We start from the raw sequence: 20,153 nt of genomic DNA, 5'->3' as shown, positions 1-20,153 counted from the left end.
ATGAGCGAATCCCTGCGCACCCCGCACAAGCACGACCACAGCCACGATCATGATCACGACCATGATCATAGCCATCACGACCACGGCCATGATCATGACCACAGCCATCATGATCACGTGCAAAAGCTTGCCCCTGTGAAAGAGCATGATCATGGCGGCGGCTCCTGCTGTTCCGGCGCGGCAGCCCCCTCGTTGGTGACATTGACGCAAACAACCAGCGCCAACGCGCGCCTGAGCACTTTCCGCATCGAGGCCATGGACTGCCCCACCGAGCAAACGCTGATCCAGAACAAACTGGGCAAGATGGCCGGTGTGCAGCAGTTGGAATTCAACCTGATCAACCGCATCCTCGGTGTCACCCACGACCTGCCGAGCACCGCGCCGATCGTCGAGGCCATCAAGTCCCTGGGCATGCAGGCCGATCCGATCGAGGAGGGCGTGCCGGCCGCCGCACCACCGGCCAAGAAGCACTGGTGGCCGCTGGCCCTGTCCGGCTTTTGCGCCCTGGCGGCGGAGGTGATCCATTTCACCGACGCGGCTCCGACCTGGGTGGTGGCGCTGGTGGCGCTGGTGTCGATCCTCAGTGGCGGCCTCACCACCTACAAAAAGGGCTGGATTGCCCTGAAAAACCTCAACCTGAACATCAACGCGCTGATGAGCATCGCCGTGACCGGTGCGATCCTGATCGGCCAGTGGCCGGAAGCGGCGATGGTGATGTTCCTGTTTACCGTGGCCGAGTTGATCGAGGCCAAGTCCCTGGACCGTGCGCGCAACGCCATCAGTGGCTTGATGCAAATGACCCCGGAGCAGGCCACGGTGCGCCAGGCTGACGGTAGCTGGGTCGAACAAGAGGTCAAGACCATTGAACTGGGTGCCATCGTGCGGGTACGCCCCGGCGAGCGCATTGGTCTGGATGGTGAAGTCACCGCCGGCCAGTCCACCATCGACCAGGCGCCGATCACCGGCGAAAGCCTGCCGATCGAGAAAACCGTGGGCGATAAAGTCTTCGCCGGCACCATCAACCAGGCCGGTTCCCTGGAATACCAGGTGACCGCTGCCGCCAATAACTCGACCCTGGCGCGCATCATCCACGCAGTGGAACAGGCCCAGGGCTCGCGGGCGCCGACCCAGCGCTTTGTGGACAGCTTCTCGAAAATCTACACCCCGGCGGTGTTCCTGTTTGCCCTCGGCGTGGCCGTGATCCCGCCGCTGTTCATGGGCGCGGTGTGGTTCGACTGGATCTACCGCGCCCTGGTGCTGTTGGTGGTCGCGTGCCCTTGTGCCCTGGTGATTTCCACCCCGGTGACCATCGTCAGCGGCCTGGCGGCGGCAGCGCGCAAAGGCATCCTGATCAAGGGCGGCGTGTACCTGGAGGCCGGCTACAAGCTCGACTACCTGGCCCTGGACAAGACCGGCACCATCACCCACGGCAAGCCGGTGCAGACCGACTACCTGGCGTTGTTCCCCAATGTAGAAGACAACGCGCCGGCCCTGGCCGCCAGCCTGGCCGCGCGTTCCGACCACCCAGTGTCGCTGGCGATCGCCAATGCGGCTGTGGATAAAAAACTCCCGCTGCAGGTTGTGGATAACTTCGAGGCCCTGGCCGGGCGCGGGGTCCGTGGCGAGATCAACGGTGAGGTCTATCACCTGGGCAACCACCGCCTGGTGGAAGAGCTGGGCCTGTGCTCGCCGGCCCTTGAAGAAAAACTCTTCGCCCTGGAAAAACAAGGCAAGTCCGTGGTGCTGCTGCTCGACAAATCCGGCCCGCTGGCGCTGTTCGCCGTGGCCGATACGGTCAAGGACAGCAGTCGCGAAGCCATCCAGCAGTTGCACGACCTGGGCATCAAGACCCTGATGCTCACCGGCGACAACACCCACACCGCCCAGGCAATTGCCGCCCAGGTGGGCATCGACCAGGCCCAGGGCGATCTGTTGCCCACCGACAAGCTCAAGGCTATCGAGGACCTGTACGGGAAAAACCACCGGGTCGGCATGGTCGGCGACGGCATCAACGACGCCCCGGCCCTGGCCCGCGCCGAGATTGGCTTTGCCATGGCGGCAGCAGGCACCGACACGGCCATCGAGACCGCCGACGTGGCGCTGATGGACGATGATTTGCGCAAGATTCCGGCATTCATACGCTTGTCGCGACAAACGTCGAGTATCCTCAAGCAGAACATCGCCCTGGCGCTGGTGATCAAGGCGATCTTCCTGGCCGTCACCTTCATGGGCATGGCCACCATGTGGATGGCGGTGTTTGCTGACATGGGCGTGAGCCTGCTGGTGGTATTCAATGGTCTGCGCCTGTTGCGCAAATAGTCGATGAGAGGGTGGTGTGCTGAGTGCCGAGTTGAAGGCGTTTTACATGGTCGCCCGCCTGGGCAGCATTACCCAGGCGGCGAAAAAACTCGGCCTGAGCCAACCCACGGTGACCACCCAGATCCGCCATCTGGAAAGCCAGTACTCGGTTGAGCTGTTCTATCGCGGTGGCCGCCGCCTCACCGTCAGCGACGAAGGGGCGCGGCTGTTGCCGATGGTCAAGGCGCTGTTGCAGCAGGAGGCGGATATCGAGTTTTTCCTGCGCAACAGCGGCCAGGTCCAGGGCACGTTGCGCATCGCCGCGACCGCGCCCTATTACATCCTTGATCTGGTGAAAACCTTCCGCGAACGCTTGCCCCACGTGGAAGTGGCAGTGGAAATCGGCAACTCCCAGCAGGTCCTCGAAGCGCTGGATGATTACCGGGTGGACGTCGCCGCCTCCTCGCAATTGCTGGAAGACCCGCGCCTGATCCGCCGGGTGTTGGGCACCGACCCGCTGGTGCTGGCGGTGCATCGCAATCATCCGCTGGCCGTGCTGGAGCATGTGCCGCTCAGTGCGCTGGCGGGGCATACCCTGTTGATGCGCGAGGCAGGCTCGACCACCCGGCGCTTGACCGAAGAGATGCTCAAAGGCGCTGGCGTGGGTTATGGGCCGCTGCTGGAAATCGGTAGCCGTGAGTCGATCCGCGAGGCGGTGCTGCGCAATATCGGCATCAGCATCATCGCCCGCCAGGAAGTGCCCCATGACCCGCAACTGCGGGTGCTGACCATCGAGAATGCGCCGCAGATTCCTGAATACCTGTACTGCCTCAAGGAGCGTAAAGGTGCGCGGTTGCCGGCGGCGTTTCTGGGGTTGGCGCAGGAAATGTCGCCGCTCTGAAAGATTTTGGGTGGTTTTGAAATCGCCATCGCAGGCAAGCCAGCTCCCAAATGTGAAGGTATTCACAGCTCCAAATGTGGGAGCTGGCTTGCCTGCGCTAGCGGTAGACCCAACACCCCATGGCTCTGCCCCTACCCAAATCCACCAATACCACTATCACCCGCTTTTGCCTTCCTGCCACACCAGGGACGCATTTGCTGCCTAGCATGGCCTTCATCAGTTTGATGAGGTGCCACCATGAACACAGCCCAGCTCAACCCCGGCGCGCCGATGACGGTGCGTGGTATCCAGAAGCGCTTTGGCGCCTTTACTGCCCTGGACCATGTGTCCCTGGACGTCGCCGCCGGTGAACTGGTGTGCCTGCTCGGCCCCTCGGGCTGCGGCAAGACCACCTTGCTGCGTTGCATCGCCGGCCTGGAGCGCCAGGACAGCGGCGAGTTGTACCTGGGTGATCGTGACGTTTCCCTACTGGCACCCCAGGCGCGGGACTACGGCATTCTGTTCCAGTCCTACGCGCTGTTCCCCAACCTCAGCGTCGAGGCCAATATCGGCTACGGCTTGGCCGGCAGCGGGCGCGATGAAGTGCGCAAACGCGTGGCGCAGATGCTGGAACTGGTGGGCCTGACCGGCAGCGAAAAGAAATACCCCGGCCAACTGTCCGGCGGCCAGCAGCAACGGGTCGCCCTGGCCCGTGCCCTGGCGCCGGCCCCGTCGCTGTTGCTGCTGGATGAGCCGATGTCGGCCCTCGATGCCCGGGTGCGCGAGCACCTGTGCACCGAGTTGCGCCAGCTGCAACGCCGCCTGGGCATCACCACCCTGATGGTCACCCACAACCAGGACGAGGCCATGCTGATGGCCGACCGTATCGCCGTGATGAACAACGGCAAGGTCGAGCAGTACGCCACTCCCCAAGAGATTTACGACCGCCCGGCCACCCCGTTCGTGGCCGAGTTTGTCGGCCAGGGCAACTGGCTGCCCTTCAGCCGCAACAGCGCCAGCCACGCCCAGGTTGGCGGGATGAATGTGCGCCTGGCCGAAGACAGCGGCAAGGCCGCGTCGGGCCGCCTGTTCTGCAGGCCGGAAGCGATCAGCGTCAACCCGCCGGTACACGAAGAAAACCTGTTCCCGGCCAAGGTCCGCGAGATCACCTTCCTCGGCAACCGTTGCCGCATGAGCTTTGAACTGGACCAGTTGCCCGGCCATCCGCTGCTGGCCGAACTGGCGCCGGAAGCCATGCCACGCCTGGGCGCCCAGGATATCTGGGTGGCGCTGCCCGCCGCGCAGCCTGCAGGTGTTTGCCTGAGATGGCCACTGATATGACCCTGCCAGTACCCGGCCGTGTGGCGCGTCAGGCTTCCCGTGCGCAAATCGGCGACCGTATCTTCGTACTGGGCGGCAAGCTACTGCTGCTGCTGTGCCTGTTGGGCCTCGCCGTACTGCTGCCGTTGCTGGCGATCTTCTGGCGCGGTTTCAGCGCCGAAGACGGCCAGGGCGGCGGCCTGGTGGCGGCGCGTGAGCTGCTGACCAGCGCCAACTTCCACTGGCTGCTGGGCAACAGCCTGAAGGTTTCCCTGAGCGTCGCGATCATTGTCGTACCCCTGGCCTACCTGTTTGCCTACGCCTTGCAACGCACGCTGATCCCCGGCAAGACCCTCTGGCGCGGCCTGTCGTTGCTGCCGCTGATGGCGCCGTCGATGCTGCCGGGCATCGCCCTGGTGTACCTGTTCGGCAACCAGGGCATGTTGCGCGGCCTGCTGTCCGACAACATCTACGGCTTCTGGGGGATTGTCCTCGGTGAAGTGATCTACACCTTTCCCCATGCGCTGATGATCCTGCTGTCGGCGCTGTCCCTGGCGGATGCGCGGTTGTTCGATGCCGCCTCGAGCATGGGCGCGAGCCCGGCCCGGGCGTTTCGCAGCATCACCTGGCCGGCGACGCGCCAGGCCGTGTTCGCCGCGTTCTGCCTGGTGTTCACCCTGACCATCACGGACTTCGGCGTACCGGTGGTGGTGGGCGGTGACTATCAAGTGCTGGCGCTGGAGGCCTACAAGGCCGTGGTTGGCCAACAGCAGTTCGGTCGCGGCGCCTTGATCGGCATGGTGCTGCTGCTGCCGGCGTTGCTCAGTTTCGCGGTGGATACCTGGCTGCGCCGGCGCCACGGCGACTCCATGAGCGGCCGCGCCCAGGTGTTCCAGCCGGCGCCATCGCGTCTGCGTGATGGCTGCTACCTGGCGATTGTGCTGCTGATCTGCGCGGTGCTGCTGTTGGTGTTCGGCATGGCGGTGTACTCGTCGCTGGTGAAGTTCTGGCCGTACAACCTGTCGCTGTCGCTCAACCACTACCAGTTCAACGACACCGCTGGCGGCGGCTGGCTGGCCTATCGCAACAGCCTGACCATGGCGATCTGCACCGCACTGATTGGCAGCGTGCTGATCTTCACCGGCGCTTACCTGATGGAAAAGACCAAGGGGCAAAAGGGCTTGAACCTGGCGCTGCGCATGCTCAGCTTTGTGCCGATGGCGGTGCCTGGCCTGGTGCTGGGCCTGGGCTACGTGTTCTTTTTCAACCTCAACGGCAACCCGCTGCATGTGCTCTACGGGACCATGACGCTGCTGGTGGTGTGCACCATTGCTCACTATTTGACCACCGCGCAAATGACCGCCACCACCGCCCTACGCCAACTCGACGCCGAGTTCGAAGCCGCCGCGCTGTCGCTCAAGGCGCCGCTGTACCGCCACTTTTTGCGGGTCACCGTGCCGATCTGCCTGCCGGCGCTGTTGGACATCCTGCGCTACTTGTTTGTCTCGGCGATGACCACCGTATCGGCCGCGATCTTTCTCTACAGCCCCGACACCATCCTTGCGGCGGTGGCGGTGCTGAACATGGACGACGCCGGCAACGTGGGCGGCGCGGCGGCCATGTCGACCCTGATTCTGTTCACTTCAGCCGGCGTCTCGCTGCTGCTGGCGTGGGCCTCACGCGGCTTGTTGCGCCGCTCCCAGGCCTGGCGCCAAACCGCGCCCGGTCAATAACTCTGCCCCACACAAGGAAACGCACCATGTTCAAGCCCCTGGCCCTCGCCGCTGCTGTGCTCACCGCGTTCAGCCTGAATGCCTTTGCTGCCAAGACCGAGTTGACCGTGTACACGGCCCTTGAAGCCGAGCAGTTGAAGACCTACAAGAAAGCCTTCGAAGCGGCCAACCCGGACGTCGAGATCAAGTGGGTGCGCGACTCCACCGGCATCATCACCGCCAAGCTGCTGGCAGAAAAAGCCCGCCCACAAGCCGATGCAGTGTGGGGCCTGGCGGCCTCCAGCCTGGCGATCCTCGATCAGCAAGGCATGCTGCAAAGCTATGCGCCGAAGGATCTGGACAAAATTGGCAAGAACTACCGCGACGCCGCCAACCCACCGGCCTGGGTCGGCATGGACGTGTGGGCTGCGACCATTTGCTTCAACACTGTCGAAGCCGAGAAACAGGGCCTGAGCAAGCCGATCAGCTGGCAAGACCTGACCAAGCCTGAGTACAAGGGCAAGATCGTCATGCCTAACCCGGCGTCGTCCGGCACCGGTTTTCTCGACGTCAGCGCCTGGTTGCAGACCTTCGGCGAGAAGCAGGGCTGGCAGTACATGGATGACCTGCACCAGAACATCGGCCAGTACGTGCACTCCGGTTCCAAGCCGTGCAAGTTGGCGGCTTCCGGTGAGTTCCCAATCGGCATTTCCTTCGAATACCCAGCGGTGCAGCTCAAGCGCCAGGGCGCGCCGCTGGATATCGTATTGCCCAAGGAAGGCCTGGGCTGGGACATCGAAGCCACTGCGGTGATCAAGGGCACGGCCCACCCGGAAGCGGCACAGAAGCTCGCCGATTTCTCTGCAAGCCCCGCAGCGATGGAGCTGTACAAGGAAAACTTCGCCGTGCTGGCCCAGCCGGGCATTGCCAAGCCGCAGACAGAATTGCCGGCGGACTATGAGCAGCGCCTGATCAAGAATGACTTTGCCTGGGCCTCGAAAAACCGCGATAACATCCTGGCTGAATGGCGTAAGCGCTATGACGGCAAGTCGGAGAAAGTGGCAGGTCAATAATATTCGTTGGGGCTGATGGCCTCGTCGCCGGCAAGCCAGCTCCCACATTTGAAGGTGTTCACAATTCACCCTGTGGGAGCTGGCTTGCCGGCGATGAGGCCTCAAATTCAGGACATCACTTAATGACACACCACAGCGATCTGCTGATCATCGGCGCCGGCATCCTCGGCCTGTCCCATGCCTACGCCGCCGCCAAACGCGGCCTCAAGGTCACGGTGTTCGAGCGCACGGCCACGCCCCTGGGCGCCTCGGTGCGCAACTTCGGCCAGGCCCTGGTCACCGGCCAACCGCCGGGGCAGATGCTCGACCTGGCCCGGCAAAGCCGCGAGATCTGGGGCCAGTGGGCGCAACAGGCGAACCTGCAACTCAAGCGCAATGGCTCTTACCTGTTTGCCCGCACCGAAGCCGAAGAGCACCTGCTGGAGGCTTTTTGCGCCGGGCGCGCCAAGGCGCATGGCTACCGCGTCAACCTGTTGCAAGGCGCAGCGCTGAACGACTTGTATGGCGGCCAGTTCCGCCATCACCGCGCCGCGCTGCACGGCCTGGACGATCAGCAACTGTATTCCCGTGAGGCGCTGCCGGCACTGATCGAGTACCTGCGCTGCGACCTCAAGGTGGAGTTCCACTTCTCCACCCTGGTACGTGACATCGAACCGGGCCAGGTGCACAGCACCGCCGGCAGCTTTCGTGGCAAGCAGATCATCGTGTGCTCCGGCCACGACTACCAAACCCTGCTGGCCGAACAGATCGCCGCACTCCAGCCGCAAATCTGCCAACTGCAAATGCTGCGCGCCCGGCCCAAGGTGGAGCTGAACCTGCAACACGCGCTGCTGACCGGCCTGAGCTGTGTGCACTACGGCGCCTTTGCCGACTTGCCGGAAGCGGCGCCGGTACAGGCGCAGATCCTGCGTGACACACCGCACCTGCATGAACATGGCATCCACCTGCTGATCAGCCCGACGCCCCATGGCGAGTTGATCATCGGGGACTCCCACCATTACGGCAGCGATCCTTCGCCATTCAACGCCGAACAGGTGGACAACTGGATGATCGAACTGGCCGAGCAGACCCTGGGCTGTCAGATTCAGGTCGTCGAGCGCTGGCAAGGGGTCTATGGTTCCCGTGGGCCGGGGCCGTTTTCGTTCCTGCGCGCCGCCGAGGGGGTCAGCGTGGCGTTGATGCACACCGGCGTGGGCATGAGCGTGGGGCCGGCGCTGGCCGAGCGCAATATCACTGAACTGTGGGGGCAGGCGTAATGAACGCTGAGCAGGTGGTCGCTGAAGTCTTTGGCCTGTACGAGCAGCACGGCGCTGCCGATTACATTGGCGAGCCGGTGTCGCAGATCGAGCATATGTCCCAGGCCGCGCAACTGGCCATGGCTGAAGGCTTTGACGATGAAGTGGTGCTGGCGGCGTTCTTCCACGATATCGGGCACATCTGCGGCCAGGGTGGGGAGAATATGGGTGGCTACGGCGTGGTCAGCCACGAACGCCTGGGTGCCGATTACTTGCGGCGTGCCGGGTTTAGCGAGCGCCTGGCGAAACTGGTGGAGTATCACGTGCAGGCCAAGCGTTACCTGACCTTCAGCCAGCCGGACTACTATGCGCGCTTGAGCGAGGCCAGCCGCCGCACCCTGGGTTACCAGGGCGGGGTGATGACGGCCGACGAGGCCCGTGTGTTTGAGCAGGACCCGCTGTGTGCGGTGAGCCTGCGCATGCGCCACTGGGATGAGCAGGCCAAGGTAATGCACGTGCCGGTGCTCGACCTTGAGGTGTTGAAGGCCAAGGCCCGGCACCTGCTGGCGGCTTAAGCCTCGTCCAGGCGCTGGGCCAGGGCTTCGATCTGTTCCTGGCGCTCGGCCTGGCTCAACCGTGCATGGGGGTTGAGCGATGACCATTGCGGATGGGCACGCGCCTTGTGCAGGGCCTCAGGCAGTTTGCCTTCGCGCCAGCTCTTGTCCTGCGGGGTGTCGACCTTGATGCTGTGCATCGCCGCATGCCCCCGCAGGTTCAGGGCCTTGAGCAACTGGCGCTGGCGCAGGGCCAGCAGGCGCAACACGCTGTCATCCACGGTCAGCTCGCGCTGGCCCTTGATCTTGCCCAGCAAGCGGCTGCCGTAGCTGCGCGCGGTTTGCAGGGCGCCCCCGGCAATCGCCCCGGCCAGGGCGGCGGCGCCCAGGGTCAGGCCGCCGACCAGCAAGTCCACGCCGGCACCGGCCGCAGCTCCCGCGGCAATCCCGCCGCCGACCCGCACCCCCAGTTGCTTGAGGGTTTCGGGGTTGAACAAATCATCGCCCCAACGTCCGTCCAGCAGCGGCAAGTCGCTGGCAGCGGCGTCTTGCGCACGGAAGCCGTAGAGTTTGAGCAGGGCCTCGACGCAACGTTGTTCGCGCTGGCGCACGGCTTTGCGCAGATCGCTGACGGCTTGCTGTTCATCCTCGATGACCACGCTGCGCCGGCACGCGGCGCAGTCGATCAGCAGCTCGGCGATCAGGCGTGCGGCGCTTTGCTGGCGCGCCTGGCGTTGGGCCTCCTGGTCGAGAATCAGCCGCTCCAACTGTGGCCGTGAGCTTTCCAGCAACAGGGCCAGGCTTTCATACAGCCGCCGCTCGCCATCTTCTGGGGGCGCCACGCTGTCAAAGCGCACCAACGCATGCAGGCCCAGGCGGGCCAGGGCTTCGCGCCAGTCCGGCTCGCGGTGTTCGGCGCTGCTGACAAAGTTGAGCACCGGCAGCAGCGGTTTGCCGCAACTGGCCAGCACTTGCAGCTCGTCGCGGTACTTGGCCAGCACCGGTTCCCGGGCGTCGATCACGTACAGGCCGGCGTCGGACGCCAATAACTGGCGCAGCACCTTGGCCTCCTGCTCAAAGCGCTGGCGGGCTTCGCTGCCTTCGAGGAAGCGCGCCAGGCGGGCCGGGCCATCCAGGCGTTCGCCGGGGCGGTCGAGGCGCTCCAGGTAATCGAGCAGGGCGATGGCATCTTCCAGGCCCGGCGTGTCGTACAGCTCCAGCAAGGCTTCACCGTCCACCGACAGGCGTGCGCCTTCGACATGCCGGGTGGTGCTGGGGCGGTGGGACACTTCGCCAAAGCCCACGTCCCGGGTCAGGGTGCGCAGCAGCGAGGTCTTGCCGACGTTGGTGTGGCCGACCACGGCCAGTTTCAGGGGTTTAGTCATGGCCCGTCTCCAGCCAGGTGAGCGGCGCGCAGTCGGCGAAGGGGAGGTCCAGTTGCTGCAAGGCCGTGTGCCAATCGCCAAGGCGCTCGGCATCCAGCGCCTGGCCCGGTGGCGCTTGTAACAGCCAGACCCGGGTGGCGCTGGCGCTGCGGGCCAGCTCGCCAATCAGCGCGAGGCTGCCGCGATCCGGCGAGCGGCGCGGGTCGCAGGCGATCACCAGGCGTGCGGGTGGGAAGCGGGTCAGTTGCTCCAGTAGTTTGTGGCGAGACTCACGGCTGTCGAGGATGCCGGCGTCCTTGACCATGGCCGGAAGTTTGGGCGGCCAGGGGTGCTGGTCGTCGAGTTCGATGGCCACCAGCAGGGCGCCATCGCTGTGCAGTTCGCTGGCACCGCCGCTGACGTGGTGCAACTGCTCAGGCGCGGCATCGCTGACGCCAAGGCGTTCGCTGCTGGGCATCAAGGCATCGCGCAAGTGGCTGTAGCCGGGCAGGTTGAGGTCCAGGCCCAAGGCCGCGCGCCCGCGTTTCCAGCGCCATAGGCACAACAGGGCGAGAATCAACCGGGGCAGCAGGCCATAGACCAGCAACACCCCCACCAGCCACGCAGCCCAGGCCTGGCGGGCGCTTTCGATAGTCAGCGCCGAATCGCCGCTGGTGCGAATCATCTCCACGCTGGGCACGCTGAAGCCGAGCAGTGCGGGCAGGCTGCCCAGGGCCTGGGTCACGCTGACAAAGGTGTCGGCCCCGAGAATGGTGGTTTCCCAGACAAACCCGTAGCGCCGGGTGGCCATCAAGGTCAGCAGGATCACCAGCGCGCTGCACAGCGCCAGCAGCCACAGGCCATTGACCAGCACGCCGACCGCCCAGCGGTTGAGCTTCTGGCGTTGCAGCAGCAACAACAGCGCCGGCGCCAGTTGTGCGGCCTTGGCATCGCGGGCAAGTTTTTCGCTGAGCCACAACCACAGGCGGCCCAAGCTGGCGCTGTGTTCGCCGGCAAACAACAGGCCCAGGGCCCAGCTCAGCAGCAGGATCAGGTTCAAGCCCAGCAGGCTGCCCAGGGCCCAGAACACATTGACCGGGGCTTGGCCGTTGCCCAGGGCGGCGAAGGCCAGGCCGGCGCCGCTGACGATGGCCAGCACCATCAGCACCATCAGCGCCAGGCGTGCGCCTTGCAGCCAGTGGAGCAGGGCGGCGCGCAGGCCGTCACGTTCGGCCAGCCACAGTGCGCGGTTTTGAATGCGCGTCGGCAGATCGCCGCCGTGGCTGCGGGCCAGGCGATTGGCTTCCTGGTCTTCCAGGGGGCCAGCGTGTTCTTCACGCAGGCGCACGGTTTCCGTCAGCCAGAGTGTTTGCAGAGGTGTAAGTGCAGTCACGCGCCATCCTGTTGTGTCAGTGAGCCTGGAGCATAACCGCTGGCCCGCGCCTCTGGTATTCTCGTCGCCATGAAAAAAACTCTCCCTTTAAGCCTGATCGCAGCCCTCGGTGAAAACCGCGTGATCGGCGTCGACAACAGCATGCCCTGGCATTTGCCGGGGGATTTCAAATATTTCAAGGCCACCACCCTGGGCAAGCCGATCATCATGGGGCGCAAGACCTGGGATTCCCTGGGTCGACCGTTGCCGGGTCGCTTGAACATTGTGGTCAGCCGTCAGACCGATTTGGTGCTCGAAGGTGCGGAAGTTTTTCCGTCCCTCGATGCAGCCGTGGCGCGGGCCGAGGCCTGGGCGTTGGAGCAGGGCGTGGATGAGCTGATGCTGATCGGCGGCGCGCAGCTGTATACGCAGGGGCTGGAGCAGGCGGATCGCCTGTATTTGACGCGGGTGGAGTTGAGCCCGCAAGGGGATGCGTGGTTTCCGCAGTTTGATACCCGCCAATGGAAGCTGGTGTCGAATGTGCAGAATCCGGCTGAAGGTGACAAGCCGGCCTATAACTTCGAAGTTTGGGAAAAAGCCTAAAAGCATCGCGGGCAAGCCCACTCCCACAGTTGACCGATTTTTACTGAAGAAACCGGTTCAACTGTGGGAGTGGGCTTGCCCGCGATAGCGGTCTATCAGGCCTGCGCCAACTCAGCATGCTCATCGGCATTGAGCAGCTCTTTATCCGTCTGCTGCATGATCTGGCTGGTAATCGCCCCCGCCGTCATCGAACCATTCACGTTCAACGCCGTACGGCCCATGTCGATCAGCGGCTCCACGGAAATCAGCAGCGCCACCAACGCCACCGGCAAGCCCATGGCCGGCAGCACGATCAGCGCGGCAAACGTCGCACCGCCGCCCACGCCCGCTACACCGGCCGAGCTCAGGGTCACAATCGCCACCAGGGTGGCGATCCACAGCGGGTCCAGGGGGTTGATGCCCACAGTCGGCGCCACCATCACGGCCAGCATCGCCGGGTACAGGCCGGCACAGCCGTTCTGGCCAATCGTCGCGCCAAACGAGGCGGCGAAGCTGGCGATGGACTGCGGGATGCCCAGGCGGCGGGTCTGCGCTTCGATGCTCAGCGGGATGCTCGCCGCGCTGGAGCGGCTGGTGAAGGCAAAGGTCAGCACCGGCCATACCTTGCGGAAGAAGCGCAGCGGGTTGATCCCGGCCAGGGACAGCAGCAGGCCGTGGACCACGAACATCAGCCCCAGCGCCAGGTAGGACACCAGCACGAAACTGCCGAGCTTGATGATGTCTTGCAGGTTGGAACTGGCGACCACTTTGGTCATCAGCGCCAGTACGCCGTAAGGGGTCAGCTTCATCACCAGGCGCACCAGGCGCATCACCCAGGCTTGCAGGGTGTCGATGGCGTTGACCACTTTCTGACCTTTTTCCACGTCGTCCTTGAGCAGTTGCAGCGCGGCAACCCCCAGGAACGCGGCGAAGATCACCACACTGATAATCGACGTCGGCTTGGCCCGGGCCAGGTCGGCGAACGGGTTTTGCGGGATAAACGACAGCAGCAACTGCGGGATATTCAGGTCGGCGACCTTGCCTGCGTAGTCACTCTGGATCACCTGCAGGCGCGCCAGCTCCTGGGTGCCGGCCACCAGACCTTCGGCGGTGAGGCCGAACAGGTTGGTCAGGCCGATACCGATCAGCGCCGCAATGGCGGTGGTGAACAGCAGCGTGCCAATGGTCAAGAAGCTGATCTTGCCCAGGGACGCGGCGTTATGCAGGCGGGCCACGGCGCTGAGGATCGAGGCGAACACCAGCGGGATCACGATCATCTGCAACAGTTGCACATAACCATTGCCCATCAGGTCGAACCAACTGATCGAGGCCTTGAGTACCGGGTGACCAGCACCATAAATGGTGTGCAGGATCACACCAAAAACCACCCCGAGCACCAGTGCCAGCAGGACCTTCTTGGCCAGGCTCCAGTGGGTGCGACGGGTTTGGGCCAGGCCTAGCAGTAACGCCAGGAACACCAGCAAATTGAGAATCAGCGGCAGATTCATTGAAGCTCCAATTAAATGGCTGCCAGTCGCCTGAGCGTGCGACTGCGAACCGGAAAGCCTAACAGCTTGAAATATATTGATTTAATACCTTTATGGAATGACTGCTGTCGTTTTTGGAATAAGGCTTTGGCGCCCAGACGTATGCCGGTGGCGGTATCAGGACGCAGACGGTCGTGCTGGTGCCGGGAACGGTCATAAGGATTTGTTAGCGTTTATGCCTTTCACTCAGGGAGAAAACGCACATGAAGCTCGCGCCGAGACTGTTTGCCGCCGCGCTATGCCTGGGGCCTGTCAGCCAGGTCATGGCCGCCACCGAGTTGAAACACTGGCCGGCACCCGCCGCCAAGCAACTCAACGAAATGATTGCCGCCAACGCCAACAAGGGCAATTACGCGGTGTTCGACATGGACAACACCAGCTACCGCTTCGACCTCGAAGAGTCACTGTTGCCGTACATGGAAAACAAGGGCCTGATCACCCGCGACAGTCTCGATCCGTCGCTCAAACTTATGCCGTTCAAAGACACTGCTGACCATAAGGAAAGTCTGTTCAGTTACTACTATCGCCTGTGCGAAGTGGACGACATGGTCTGCTACCCGTGGGTCGCCCAGGTGTTTTCAGGCTTTACCCTCAAGGAACTCAAGGGCTACGTCGATGAGCTGATGGCCTCCGGTAAACCGGTGCCGGTCACCTACTTCGAAGGCGACGTGGTGAAGAACATGGAGGTGCAGCCGCCGAAAATCTTCACCGGCCAGACCGAGCTGTACAACAAGCTGATGGAAAACGGCATCGACGTGTACGTGATGACCGCTGCCTCTGAAGAGCTGGTGCGCATGGTCGCCTCGGATCCGAAGTACGGCTACAACGTCAAGCCGCAGAACGTCATTGGCGTCAGCCTGTTGCTCAAGGACCGCAAGACTGGCGAGCTGACCACCGCCCGCAAGCAGATCAGCGCCGGCAAATACGACGAAAAGGCCAACCTCGGCCTGGAACTGACCCCCTACCTGTGGACCCCGGCAACCTGGATGGCCGGCAAGCATGCGGCGATCCTCACCTACATCGACGAGTGGAAAAAACCGGTGCTGGTCGGCGGCGACACCCCCACCAGCGACGGCTACATGCTGTTTCACGATGTGGACGTGGCCAAGGGTGGCATCCACTTGTGGATCAACCGCAAGGACAAGTACATGACCCAGATTAACGGCATGATGGCCAAGCATGCGGCGGCCCAGGCCAAGGAAGGGTTACCGGTGACGGCGGATAAGAACTGGGTGATCGTCAAGCCGGAGGCGATTCAATAAGGCCCCGCCACAGAGTTGCCAGGCTTTACCGTTGGGTGTAGAAAGGACCATCACGCTTTAATGCATTGTATGCGGTGCATTTGAGTGATTTTTCATGTTTTGCATTGTATAGGATGCAATTTAGCGTGGATGAATTAGGTCTTTTAATCAAACAATTGCGTAAAGCCGCTGGCCTCTCACAGACCCAGCTTGCGCAACGGCACGGGATGAGTCGTGCAACCATCTCTGGGATCGAGAACAACAGCATCCCGGAAGTGGGGATTCGCAAGGTTGCCGCGATCCTTGAGGGCTTGGGATACGAATTGACCGCGACTCCCAGGCGTCGGCGCATGACGCTCGATGAGCTGAAATCAGGACGCATCCATGACCAGGCACAATGACCGACTGTCCATCGGCACTGGTGGTGTGGTGGCAGGAACACTCGGCCGGAGCGAAGAAAACAGGCACGATTCGGTTTTCTCGTATAACGATGCGGTGGCCGAAGAGAATGCCGTCTCCTTGACGATGCCGGTGCGCCTGGAGAGTTACAACTGGGAGTACGGCATCCATCCGCTGTTCGAGATGCACCTTCCCGAGGGGTATCTCAAAGACGAGCTCGTGCGGCGTTTCAGCAAGTCAGTACGCGGCTTCGACGACCTGGCATTGCTGGGTATCGTTGGGCCACACCAGCTTGGCCGAATCAGCATTGTCCACGCTGGCGGTGAGGCATCGCTGCCGCAGATCAACCTGTCTGAACTGTTGGTCCATGACGGGGCAAACGATCTCTTCAGTGACCTATTGCGAACCTACGCCGCCTACTCCGGGGTTTCGGGCGTTCAGCCGAAAGTGCTGGTGCGCGATATTGACGAGATGGCGCCTGATATGGCGCGGTTTACCCACCGGGGTGTCACGCACCTGGTGAAGGCGTTCAATGAACAAGACTTCCCTCAGTTGGCGGCCAACGAGTTTTTTTGCATGCGGGCGGCATTGCACTGCGGCCTTGAAGTGCCGGTTTTTCAACTGAGCAAAAACGCGAAATTCCTTGTTGTGCAACGGTTCGACGTCAGTGATGGCGCCTACCTCGGGTTTGAGGATATGTGCGTTCTGTCAGGGTTGGCGACGCGCAGGAAGTACGACGGGACTTACCAGGGATGCGCCAGGCTGATCAAGTCTTATGTCACGCCAAGCCGGGTAACCAAGGCGCTGGAAGATTTTTTCATGATGGTGGCGCTCTCTGCCGGTATCCAGAATGGTGACGGGCACCTGAAAAACTTCGGTGTGCTTTATGAGAACTGTGCCGAAGAGGCTGACATCTGGCTCGCGCCGGCCTACGACCTGGTGACCACCACGGTCTACCAGGGCAGCGACATCATGGCCCTCTTGCTGGACGGTTCTAAGGCCTGGCCCAAACGCAAGATGCTGGTCCAGTTCGGTCGCCGTTCGTGCAATCTGACAGAGGCGCGCTGCAATGAGTTGCTCGCCAGGGTGCAGGATGGCATGAGCCGCGCAATGACGGAGCTTTTGGCCTATCGAAGTACTCATCCCGCGTTTGAAGGGGTGGCAGACAAGATGGTTGCTGCATGGTCGGCAGGTTTGGCCAGGAGTATCGCCCCGGGGTAATTTGCGCGATTTCTTCGGCGCAAAAAAATGCCCCGCACTTGGCGGGGCATTTTTATGGGCGGGGCTTACAGGCCGTCGAGCATGGCCTTGTTACGCACTGCACCCTTGTCGGCACTGGTGGCCAGCAGGGCGTAAGCCTTCAGGGCGGTGGTGACTTTGCGCGGACGCTTCTCCACCGGCTTCCAGCCTTTCTTGTCCTGCTCGACCCGGCGTGCCGCCAGTTCTTCATCGCTGATCAACAGGTTGATCGAGCGGTTCGGAATGTCGATCAGCACCTTGTCGCCATCCTGCACCAGGCCAATCGCGCCACCGGCAGCGGCTTCTGGCGAAGCGTGGCCGATGGACAGGCCCGAAGTACCGCCGGAGAAGCGCCCGTCGGTCAGCAGCGCACAGGCTTTGCCCAGGCCCTTGGACTTCAGGTACGAGGTCGGGTAGAGCATTTCCTGCATACCCGGGCCGCCTTTCGGGCCTTCGTAGCGGATGATTACGATGTCGCCTTCTTTCACTTCGTCGGCGAGGATGCCGCGTACCGAGCTGTCCTGACTTTCGTAGATCTTGGCGCGACCTTCGAACACATGGATCGACTCATCCACGCCAGCGGTCTTCACCACGCAGCCGTCGAGGGCGATGTTGCCGTACAGCACAGCCAGGCCGCCTTCTTTGGAGTAGGCGTGTTCGACACTGCGGATGCAGCCATTTTCACGGTCGTCGTCCAGGGTGTCCCAACGGGTCGACTGGCTGAAAGCAGTTTGCGTCGGGATGCCAGCCGGGCCTGCCTTGAAGAAGGTGTGCACGGCTTCGTCGTCAGTCAGGGTGATGTCCCACTTGGCGATGCCCTCGGCCAGGGATTTGCTGTGCACGGTCGGCAGGTCGGTGTGCAACAGGCCGCCACGGGCCAGGGAGCCTAAGATCGAGAAGATCCCGCCGGCGCGGTGCACGTCTTCCATGTGGTACTTCTGGATGTTCGGCGCGACCTTGCACAACTGCGGCACGTGGCGGGACAGGCGGTCGATGTCGCGCAGGTCGAAGTCGATCTCGGCTTCTTGCGCTGCGGCCAGCAAGTGCAGGATGGTGTTGGTGGAACCGCCCATGGCGATATCCAGGGTCATGGCGTTTTCGAACGCCTTGAAGTTGGCGATATTGCGCGGCAATACCGACTCATCGTTCTCGGTGTAGTAACGCTTGCACAGCTCGACGATGGTACGGCCGGCCTGCAAGAACAACTGCTCGCGGTCGCTGTGGGTGGCCAGGGTCGAACCGTTGCCCGGCAAGGCCAGGCCCAGGGCTTCCACCAGGCAGTTCATCGAGTTGGCGGTGAACATGCCGGAGCACGAACCGCAGGTCGGGCAGGCGCTGCGCTCGTATTCCGCGACCTTCTCGTCAGAAGCGCTGGAATCGGCGGCGATGACCATGGCGTCAACCAGGTCCAGGCCGTGGGAGGCGAGCTTGGTCTTGCCGGCTTCCATCGGGCCGCCAGAGACGAAAATCACCGGGATGTTCAGGCGCAGGGCGGCCATCAGCATGCCAGGGGTGATCTTGTCGCAGTTGGAGATGCAGACGATGGCGTCGGCGCAGTGGGCGTTGACCATGTATTCCACGGAGTCGGCGATGATCTCGCGGCTCGGCAGGGAATACAGCATGCCGTCATGGCCCATGGCGATGCCGTCATCCACGGCGATGGTGTTGAATTCTTTTGCTACGCCGCCAGCACGTTCGATCTCGCGGGCGACCAGTTGGCCCAGGTCCTTGAGGTGGACGTGGCCCGGTACGAATTGGGTGAACGAGTTGGCAATCGCGATGATCGGCTTCTTGAAGTCGTCATCTTTCATCCCCGTGGCACGCCACAGTGCGCGGGCGCCGGCCATGTTGCGGCCATGGGTGGATGTTTTCGAGCGGTAATCTGGCATTGGAGCACTCCGGGCGGCTAATCAAGTACTAAAGGGGAGTGAGCTTCTAATTGACGACTGGAACACCCGAAAAATGGCCGTGTGTCCGGAAGTTGCCACTCGCGTCGCGGGATCGCCGCTTGCTTGGGCCTCGAGCTCATAAACCCGCCGGGGGATGACTGGCGATGAATAGGGTCGATTCTACACCGCTGGCGTCGGGAGGGAATGGCGAGAAGCATGTCCCGGGGCTTTATCGCCCGACCCTCGTATTTGTCAGCCAGCCCCAGAGGCTGAAGGCGATGAAGCTTGCGGCAATGGTCATCAGCAAATGCGTTCCGGTTTGCGCAAGGGCGGCGCTGCTGATCGCGGCCGTGAGGAACATGATGCTGTTGCCCGCCGAGGCGGCCGTGCCCGCGCTGCTTGAGAACAACAGCATCGCCGCCGAAATCGCCGCCGGGCGCACCAGGGTCACGGCTAGGGCGCTGATCAGCATGGGGATCAGCAGGGTTATGGTGGTGATGGCGTCAAGGCTGACGATCAGCATCAGTAGCACACCGGCCACCAGCAGTAACCCCAGGCCGATATTGATTTGCCGGGACAGCGAGATGCGTTTTTGCAGAAACGAGGCCACCACGCCGCCCAGCAGATAGGCCACGCCGTAGACCATCAGCACCAGGGCGTACTGGTATTCGGAGAGTTTCAGCCCATCCATGAACATCAGGGGGGTGACACTGATCAAGGCGAAGTAGCAGGCGAACACCAGTGCGGCGATCCACCAGTAGCGCAGGAAGTCCCGGTTGCCGGCCACGGCTTTCAAGGTGGCGATGATCGACACCGGTGCGCGATGGGGGCTGGCGGACTTGGACGGCAGGATGCACAGCGCATGGATCAACATGGCCAATGCCATCACTGCGAACCCGTAGAAGCTGCCTTGCCAGTCAAAGGTGGTTTGCAGCCAGGAGCCGATCAGCGGCGAAAGGGCGACGAACGAGCCGCTCAGGGTCATGTAATACAGGCGCACGCGAGCCCGGTCCTGCTCCTCGAACAGGTCTTCCACCAGGGCGTGGCCCAGCACGAAGAAGCCACAGCCCATGGCCTGCACGCTGCGAAACAGCAGGAAGGTCAGGTAGTCCGATGCCAGCGTGCAGCCTATCGCCCCCAGGATCGACAGTGTGATGCAGCCAAGCAGGACTTCCTTGCGCCCCCATTTATCCGAGAGTGGGCCGGCGATCAGTTGGGAGACCGAAAAAACCAGGGTAAACAGGCTGATGGACAGCGCGACATTGGCGCTGGGCGTGTCGAACCTGGCGGCGAGGGCCGGAAATGAAGGCAGCAGGATATTGATCGGGAAGAAGCTGATCAGGGCAATGCAGGTGATGAGGATGAAGCGGGAAAGATACTGGCGTTTGGCTGGGCCATCGAGGACGGGCGAGCAGGTGGAGTCAGACATTGTTTTTGTTTTCCGCAGT

The 20,153-nt window shown here is 62.6% G+C and carries 15 protein-coding genes and 1 pseudogene; 11 read left to right on the top strand and 5 right to left on the bottom strand.

Annotated features, from left to right (window positions below; translation table 11 throughout):
* The 7 genes and pseudogenes from PSH80_RS25500 (at window position 1) to PSH80_RS25470 (ending at window position 9,093) form a co-directional block, all read left to right on the top strand.
* Window positions 1–2,319 carry a heavy metal translocating P-type ATPase gene (locus PSH80_RS25500; protein ID WP_169989456.1) on the top strand — a complete coding sequence of 773 codons (2,319 nt, stop codon included), beginning with the start codon at window positions 1–3 and terminating at the stop codon, window positions 2,317–2,319.
* A gap of 16 nt (window positions 2,320–2,335) precedes the next feature.
* Window positions 2,336–3,199: a LysR family transcriptional regulator gene (locus tag PSH80_RS25495; protein WP_057960907.1), complete on the top strand. Its 864-nt coding sequence runs from the start codon at window positions 2,336–2,338 to the stop codon at window positions 3,197–3,199.
* A gap of 237 nt (window positions 3,200–3,436) precedes the next feature.
* Window positions 3,437–4,502, top strand: a pseudogene (locus PSH80_RS25490) (putative 2-aminoethylphosphonate ABC transporter ATP-binding protein).
* Window position 4,503: 1 nt separating this feature from the next.
* Window positions 4,504–6,231 carry a putative 2-aminoethylphosphonate ABC transporter permease subunit gene (locus tag PSH80_RS25485; RefSeq protein WP_305418627.1) on the top strand — a complete coding sequence of 576 codons (1,728 nt, stop codon included), beginning with the start codon at window positions 4,504–4,506 and terminating at the stop codon, window positions 6,229–6,231.
* A 26-nt stretch (window positions 6,232–6,257) separates the two neighbouring features.
* Window positions 6,258–7,283, top strand: a complete 1,026-nt coding sequence (locus PSH80_RS25480; RefSeq protein WP_057440401.1) for a putative 2-aminoethylphosphonate ABC transporter substrate-binding protein — start codon at window positions 6,258–6,260, stop codon at window positions 7,281–7,283.
* 122 nt (window positions 7,284–7,405) lie between these two features.
* Entirely contained in the window at window positions 7,406–8,539 is a 1,134-nt protein-coding gene (locus PSH80_RS25475) for a TIGR03364 family FAD-dependent oxidoreductase (protein WP_120734301.1), read from the top strand.
* Window positions 8,539–9,093 carry a phosphonate degradation HD-domain oxygenase gene (locus tag PSH80_RS25470; RefSeq protein WP_305418626.1) on the top strand — a complete coding sequence of 185 codons (555 nt, stop codon included), beginning with the start codon at window positions 8,539–8,541 and terminating at the stop codon, window positions 9,091–9,093. Before PSH80_RS25475 ends, PSH80_RS25470 begins: the two co-directional genes overlap by 1 nt.
* Here PSH80_RS25470 and PSH80_RS25465 read toward each other — a convergent pair.
* Window positions 9,090–10,457, bottom strand: a complete 1,368-nt coding sequence (locus tag PSH80_RS25465) for a DUF3482 domain-containing protein (RefSeq protein ID WP_057440398.1) — start codon at window positions 10,455–10,457, stop codon at window positions 9,090–9,092. The two genes, PSH80_RS25470 and PSH80_RS25465, sit on opposite strands and share 4 nt — an antisense overlap.
* Complete coding sequence (locus PSH80_RS25460) at window positions 10,450–11,829, bottom strand: DUF2868 domain-containing protein (protein WP_057960903.1); 1,380 nt, start codon at window positions 11,827–11,829, stop codon at window positions 10,450–10,452. The genes PSH80_RS25465 and PSH80_RS25460 overlap by 8 nt, the downstream gene beginning before the upstream one ends.
* 69 nt (window positions 11,830–11,898) lie before the next feature.
* Between PSH80_RS25460 and PSH80_RS25455 the strand changes: the two genes are divergently transcribed.
* Window positions 11,899–12,411: a dihydrofolate reductase gene (locus PSH80_RS25455; RefSeq protein WP_057440396.1), complete on the top strand. Its 513-nt coding sequence runs from the start codon at window positions 11,899–11,901 to the stop codon at window positions 12,409–12,411.
* Window positions 12,412–12,506: 95 nt separating this feature from the next.
* Here the strand turns inward: PSH80_RS25455 and PSH80_RS25450 are convergent, their stop codons facing one another.
* Window positions 12,507–13,898: an L-cystine transporter gene (locus PSH80_RS25450; RefSeq protein ID WP_305418625.1), complete on the bottom strand. Its 1,392-nt coding sequence runs from the start codon at window positions 13,896–13,898 to the stop codon at window positions 12,507–12,509.
* A gap of 242 nt (window positions 13,899–14,140) precedes the next feature.
* Between PSH80_RS25450 and PSH80_RS25445 the strand changes: the two genes are divergently transcribed.
* The 3 genes from PSH80_RS25445 to PSH80_RS25435 all read left to right on the top strand — a co-directional run bounded on the left by PSH80_RS25445 (window position 14,141) and on the right by PSH80_RS25435 (window position 16,798).
* Entirely contained in the window at window positions 14,141–15,199 is a 1,059-nt protein-coding gene (locus tag PSH80_RS25445; RefSeq protein WP_370693710.1) for a haloacid dehalogenase-like hydrolase, read from the top strand.
* 125 nt (window positions 15,200–15,324) lie between these two features.
* On the top strand, window positions 15,325–15,579 hold the full coding sequence (locus PSH80_RS25440) for a helix-turn-helix transcriptional regulator (RefSeq protein WP_057960972.1): 255 nt from the start codon (window positions 15,325–15,327) through the stop codon (window positions 15,577–15,579).
* The gene (locus PSH80_RS25435) at window positions 15,563–16,798 is read left to right on the top strand and encodes a type II toxin-antitoxin system HipA family toxin (RefSeq protein WP_057960900.1); all 1,236 of its coding nucleotides are present in this window, start codon (window positions 15,563–15,565) and stop codon (window positions 16,796–16,798) included. The genes PSH80_RS25440 and PSH80_RS25435 overlap by 17 nt, the downstream gene beginning before the upstream one ends.
* 65 nt (window positions 16,799–16,863) lie before the next feature.
* Here the strand turns inward: PSH80_RS25435 and ilvD are convergent, their stop codons facing one another.
* Window positions 16,864–18,705 carry a dihydroxy-acid dehydratase gene (gene ilvD, locus PSH80_RS25430; protein WP_057440393.1) on the bottom strand — a complete coding sequence of 614 codons (1,842 nt, stop codon included), beginning with the start codon at window positions 18,703–18,705 and terminating at the stop codon, window positions 16,864–16,866.
* 229 nt (window positions 18,706–18,934) lie between these two features.
* Window positions 18,935–20,134, bottom strand: coding sequence for an MFS transporter (locus PSH80_RS25425; RefSeq protein ID WP_057960899.1), 1,200 nt, complete (start codon window positions 20,132–20,134; stop codon window positions 18,935–18,937).
* Between the last annotated feature and the right edge of the window lie 19 nt (window positions 20,135–20,153).

It is taken from the genome of Pseudomonas sp. FP818, from assembly GCF_030687335.1.
Classification (GTDB): Bacteria; Pseudomonadota; Gammaproteobacteria; order Pseudomonadales; family Pseudomonadaceae; genus Aquipseudomonas; species Aquipseudomonas shahriarae.
This window is presented reverse-complemented; position numbering and strand designations above follow the sequence as displayed.

Coding starts and splice junctions, on each gene's coding strand:
- PSH80_RS25500 (WP_169989456.1), top strand. CDS start 1: ATGAGCGAATCCCTGCGCACCCCGCACAAGCACGACCACAGCCACGAT.
- PSH80_RS25485 (WP_305418627.1), top strand. CDS start 4,504: ATGGCCACTGATATGACCCTGCCAGTACCCGGCCGTGTGGCGCGTCAG.
- PSH80_RS25480 (WP_057440401.1), top strand. CDS start 6,258: ATGTTCAAGCCCCTGGCCCTCGCCGCTGCTGTGCTCACCGCGTTCAGC.
- PSH80_RS25475 (WP_120734301.1), top strand. CDS start 7,406: ATGACACACCACAGCGATCTGCTGATCATCGGCGCCGGCATCCTCGGC.
- PSH80_RS25470 (WP_305418626.1), top strand. CDS start 8,539: ATGAACGCTGAGCAGGTGGTCGCTGAAGTCTTTGGCCTGTACGAGCAG.
- PSH80_RS25465 (WP_057440398.1), bottom strand. CDS start 10,457: ATGACTAAACCCCTGAAACTGGCCGTGGTCGGCCACACCAACGTCGGC.
- PSH80_RS25455 (WP_057440396.1), top strand. CDS start 11,899: ATGAAAAAAACTCTCCCTTTAAGCCTGATCGCAGCCCTCGGTGAAAAC.
- PSH80_RS25450 (WP_305418625.1), bottom strand. CDS start 13,898: ATGAATCTGCCGCTGATTCTCAATTTGCTGGTGTTCCTGGCGTTACTG.
- PSH80_RS25445 (WP_370693710.1), top strand. CDS start 14,141: ATGAAGCTCGCGCCGAGACTGTTTGCCGCCGCGCTATGCCTGGGGCCT.
- PSH80_RS25435 (WP_057960900.1), top strand. CDS start 15,563: ATGACCAGGCACAATGACCGACTGTCCATCGGCACTGGTGGTGTGGTG.
- ilvD (WP_057440393.1), bottom strand. CDS start 18,705: ATGCCAGATTACCGCTCGAAAACATCCACCCATGGCCGCAACATGGCC.
- PSH80_RS25425 (WP_057960899.1), bottom strand. CDS start 20,134: ATGTCTGACTCCACCTGCTCGCCCGTCCTCGATGGCCCAGCCAAACGC.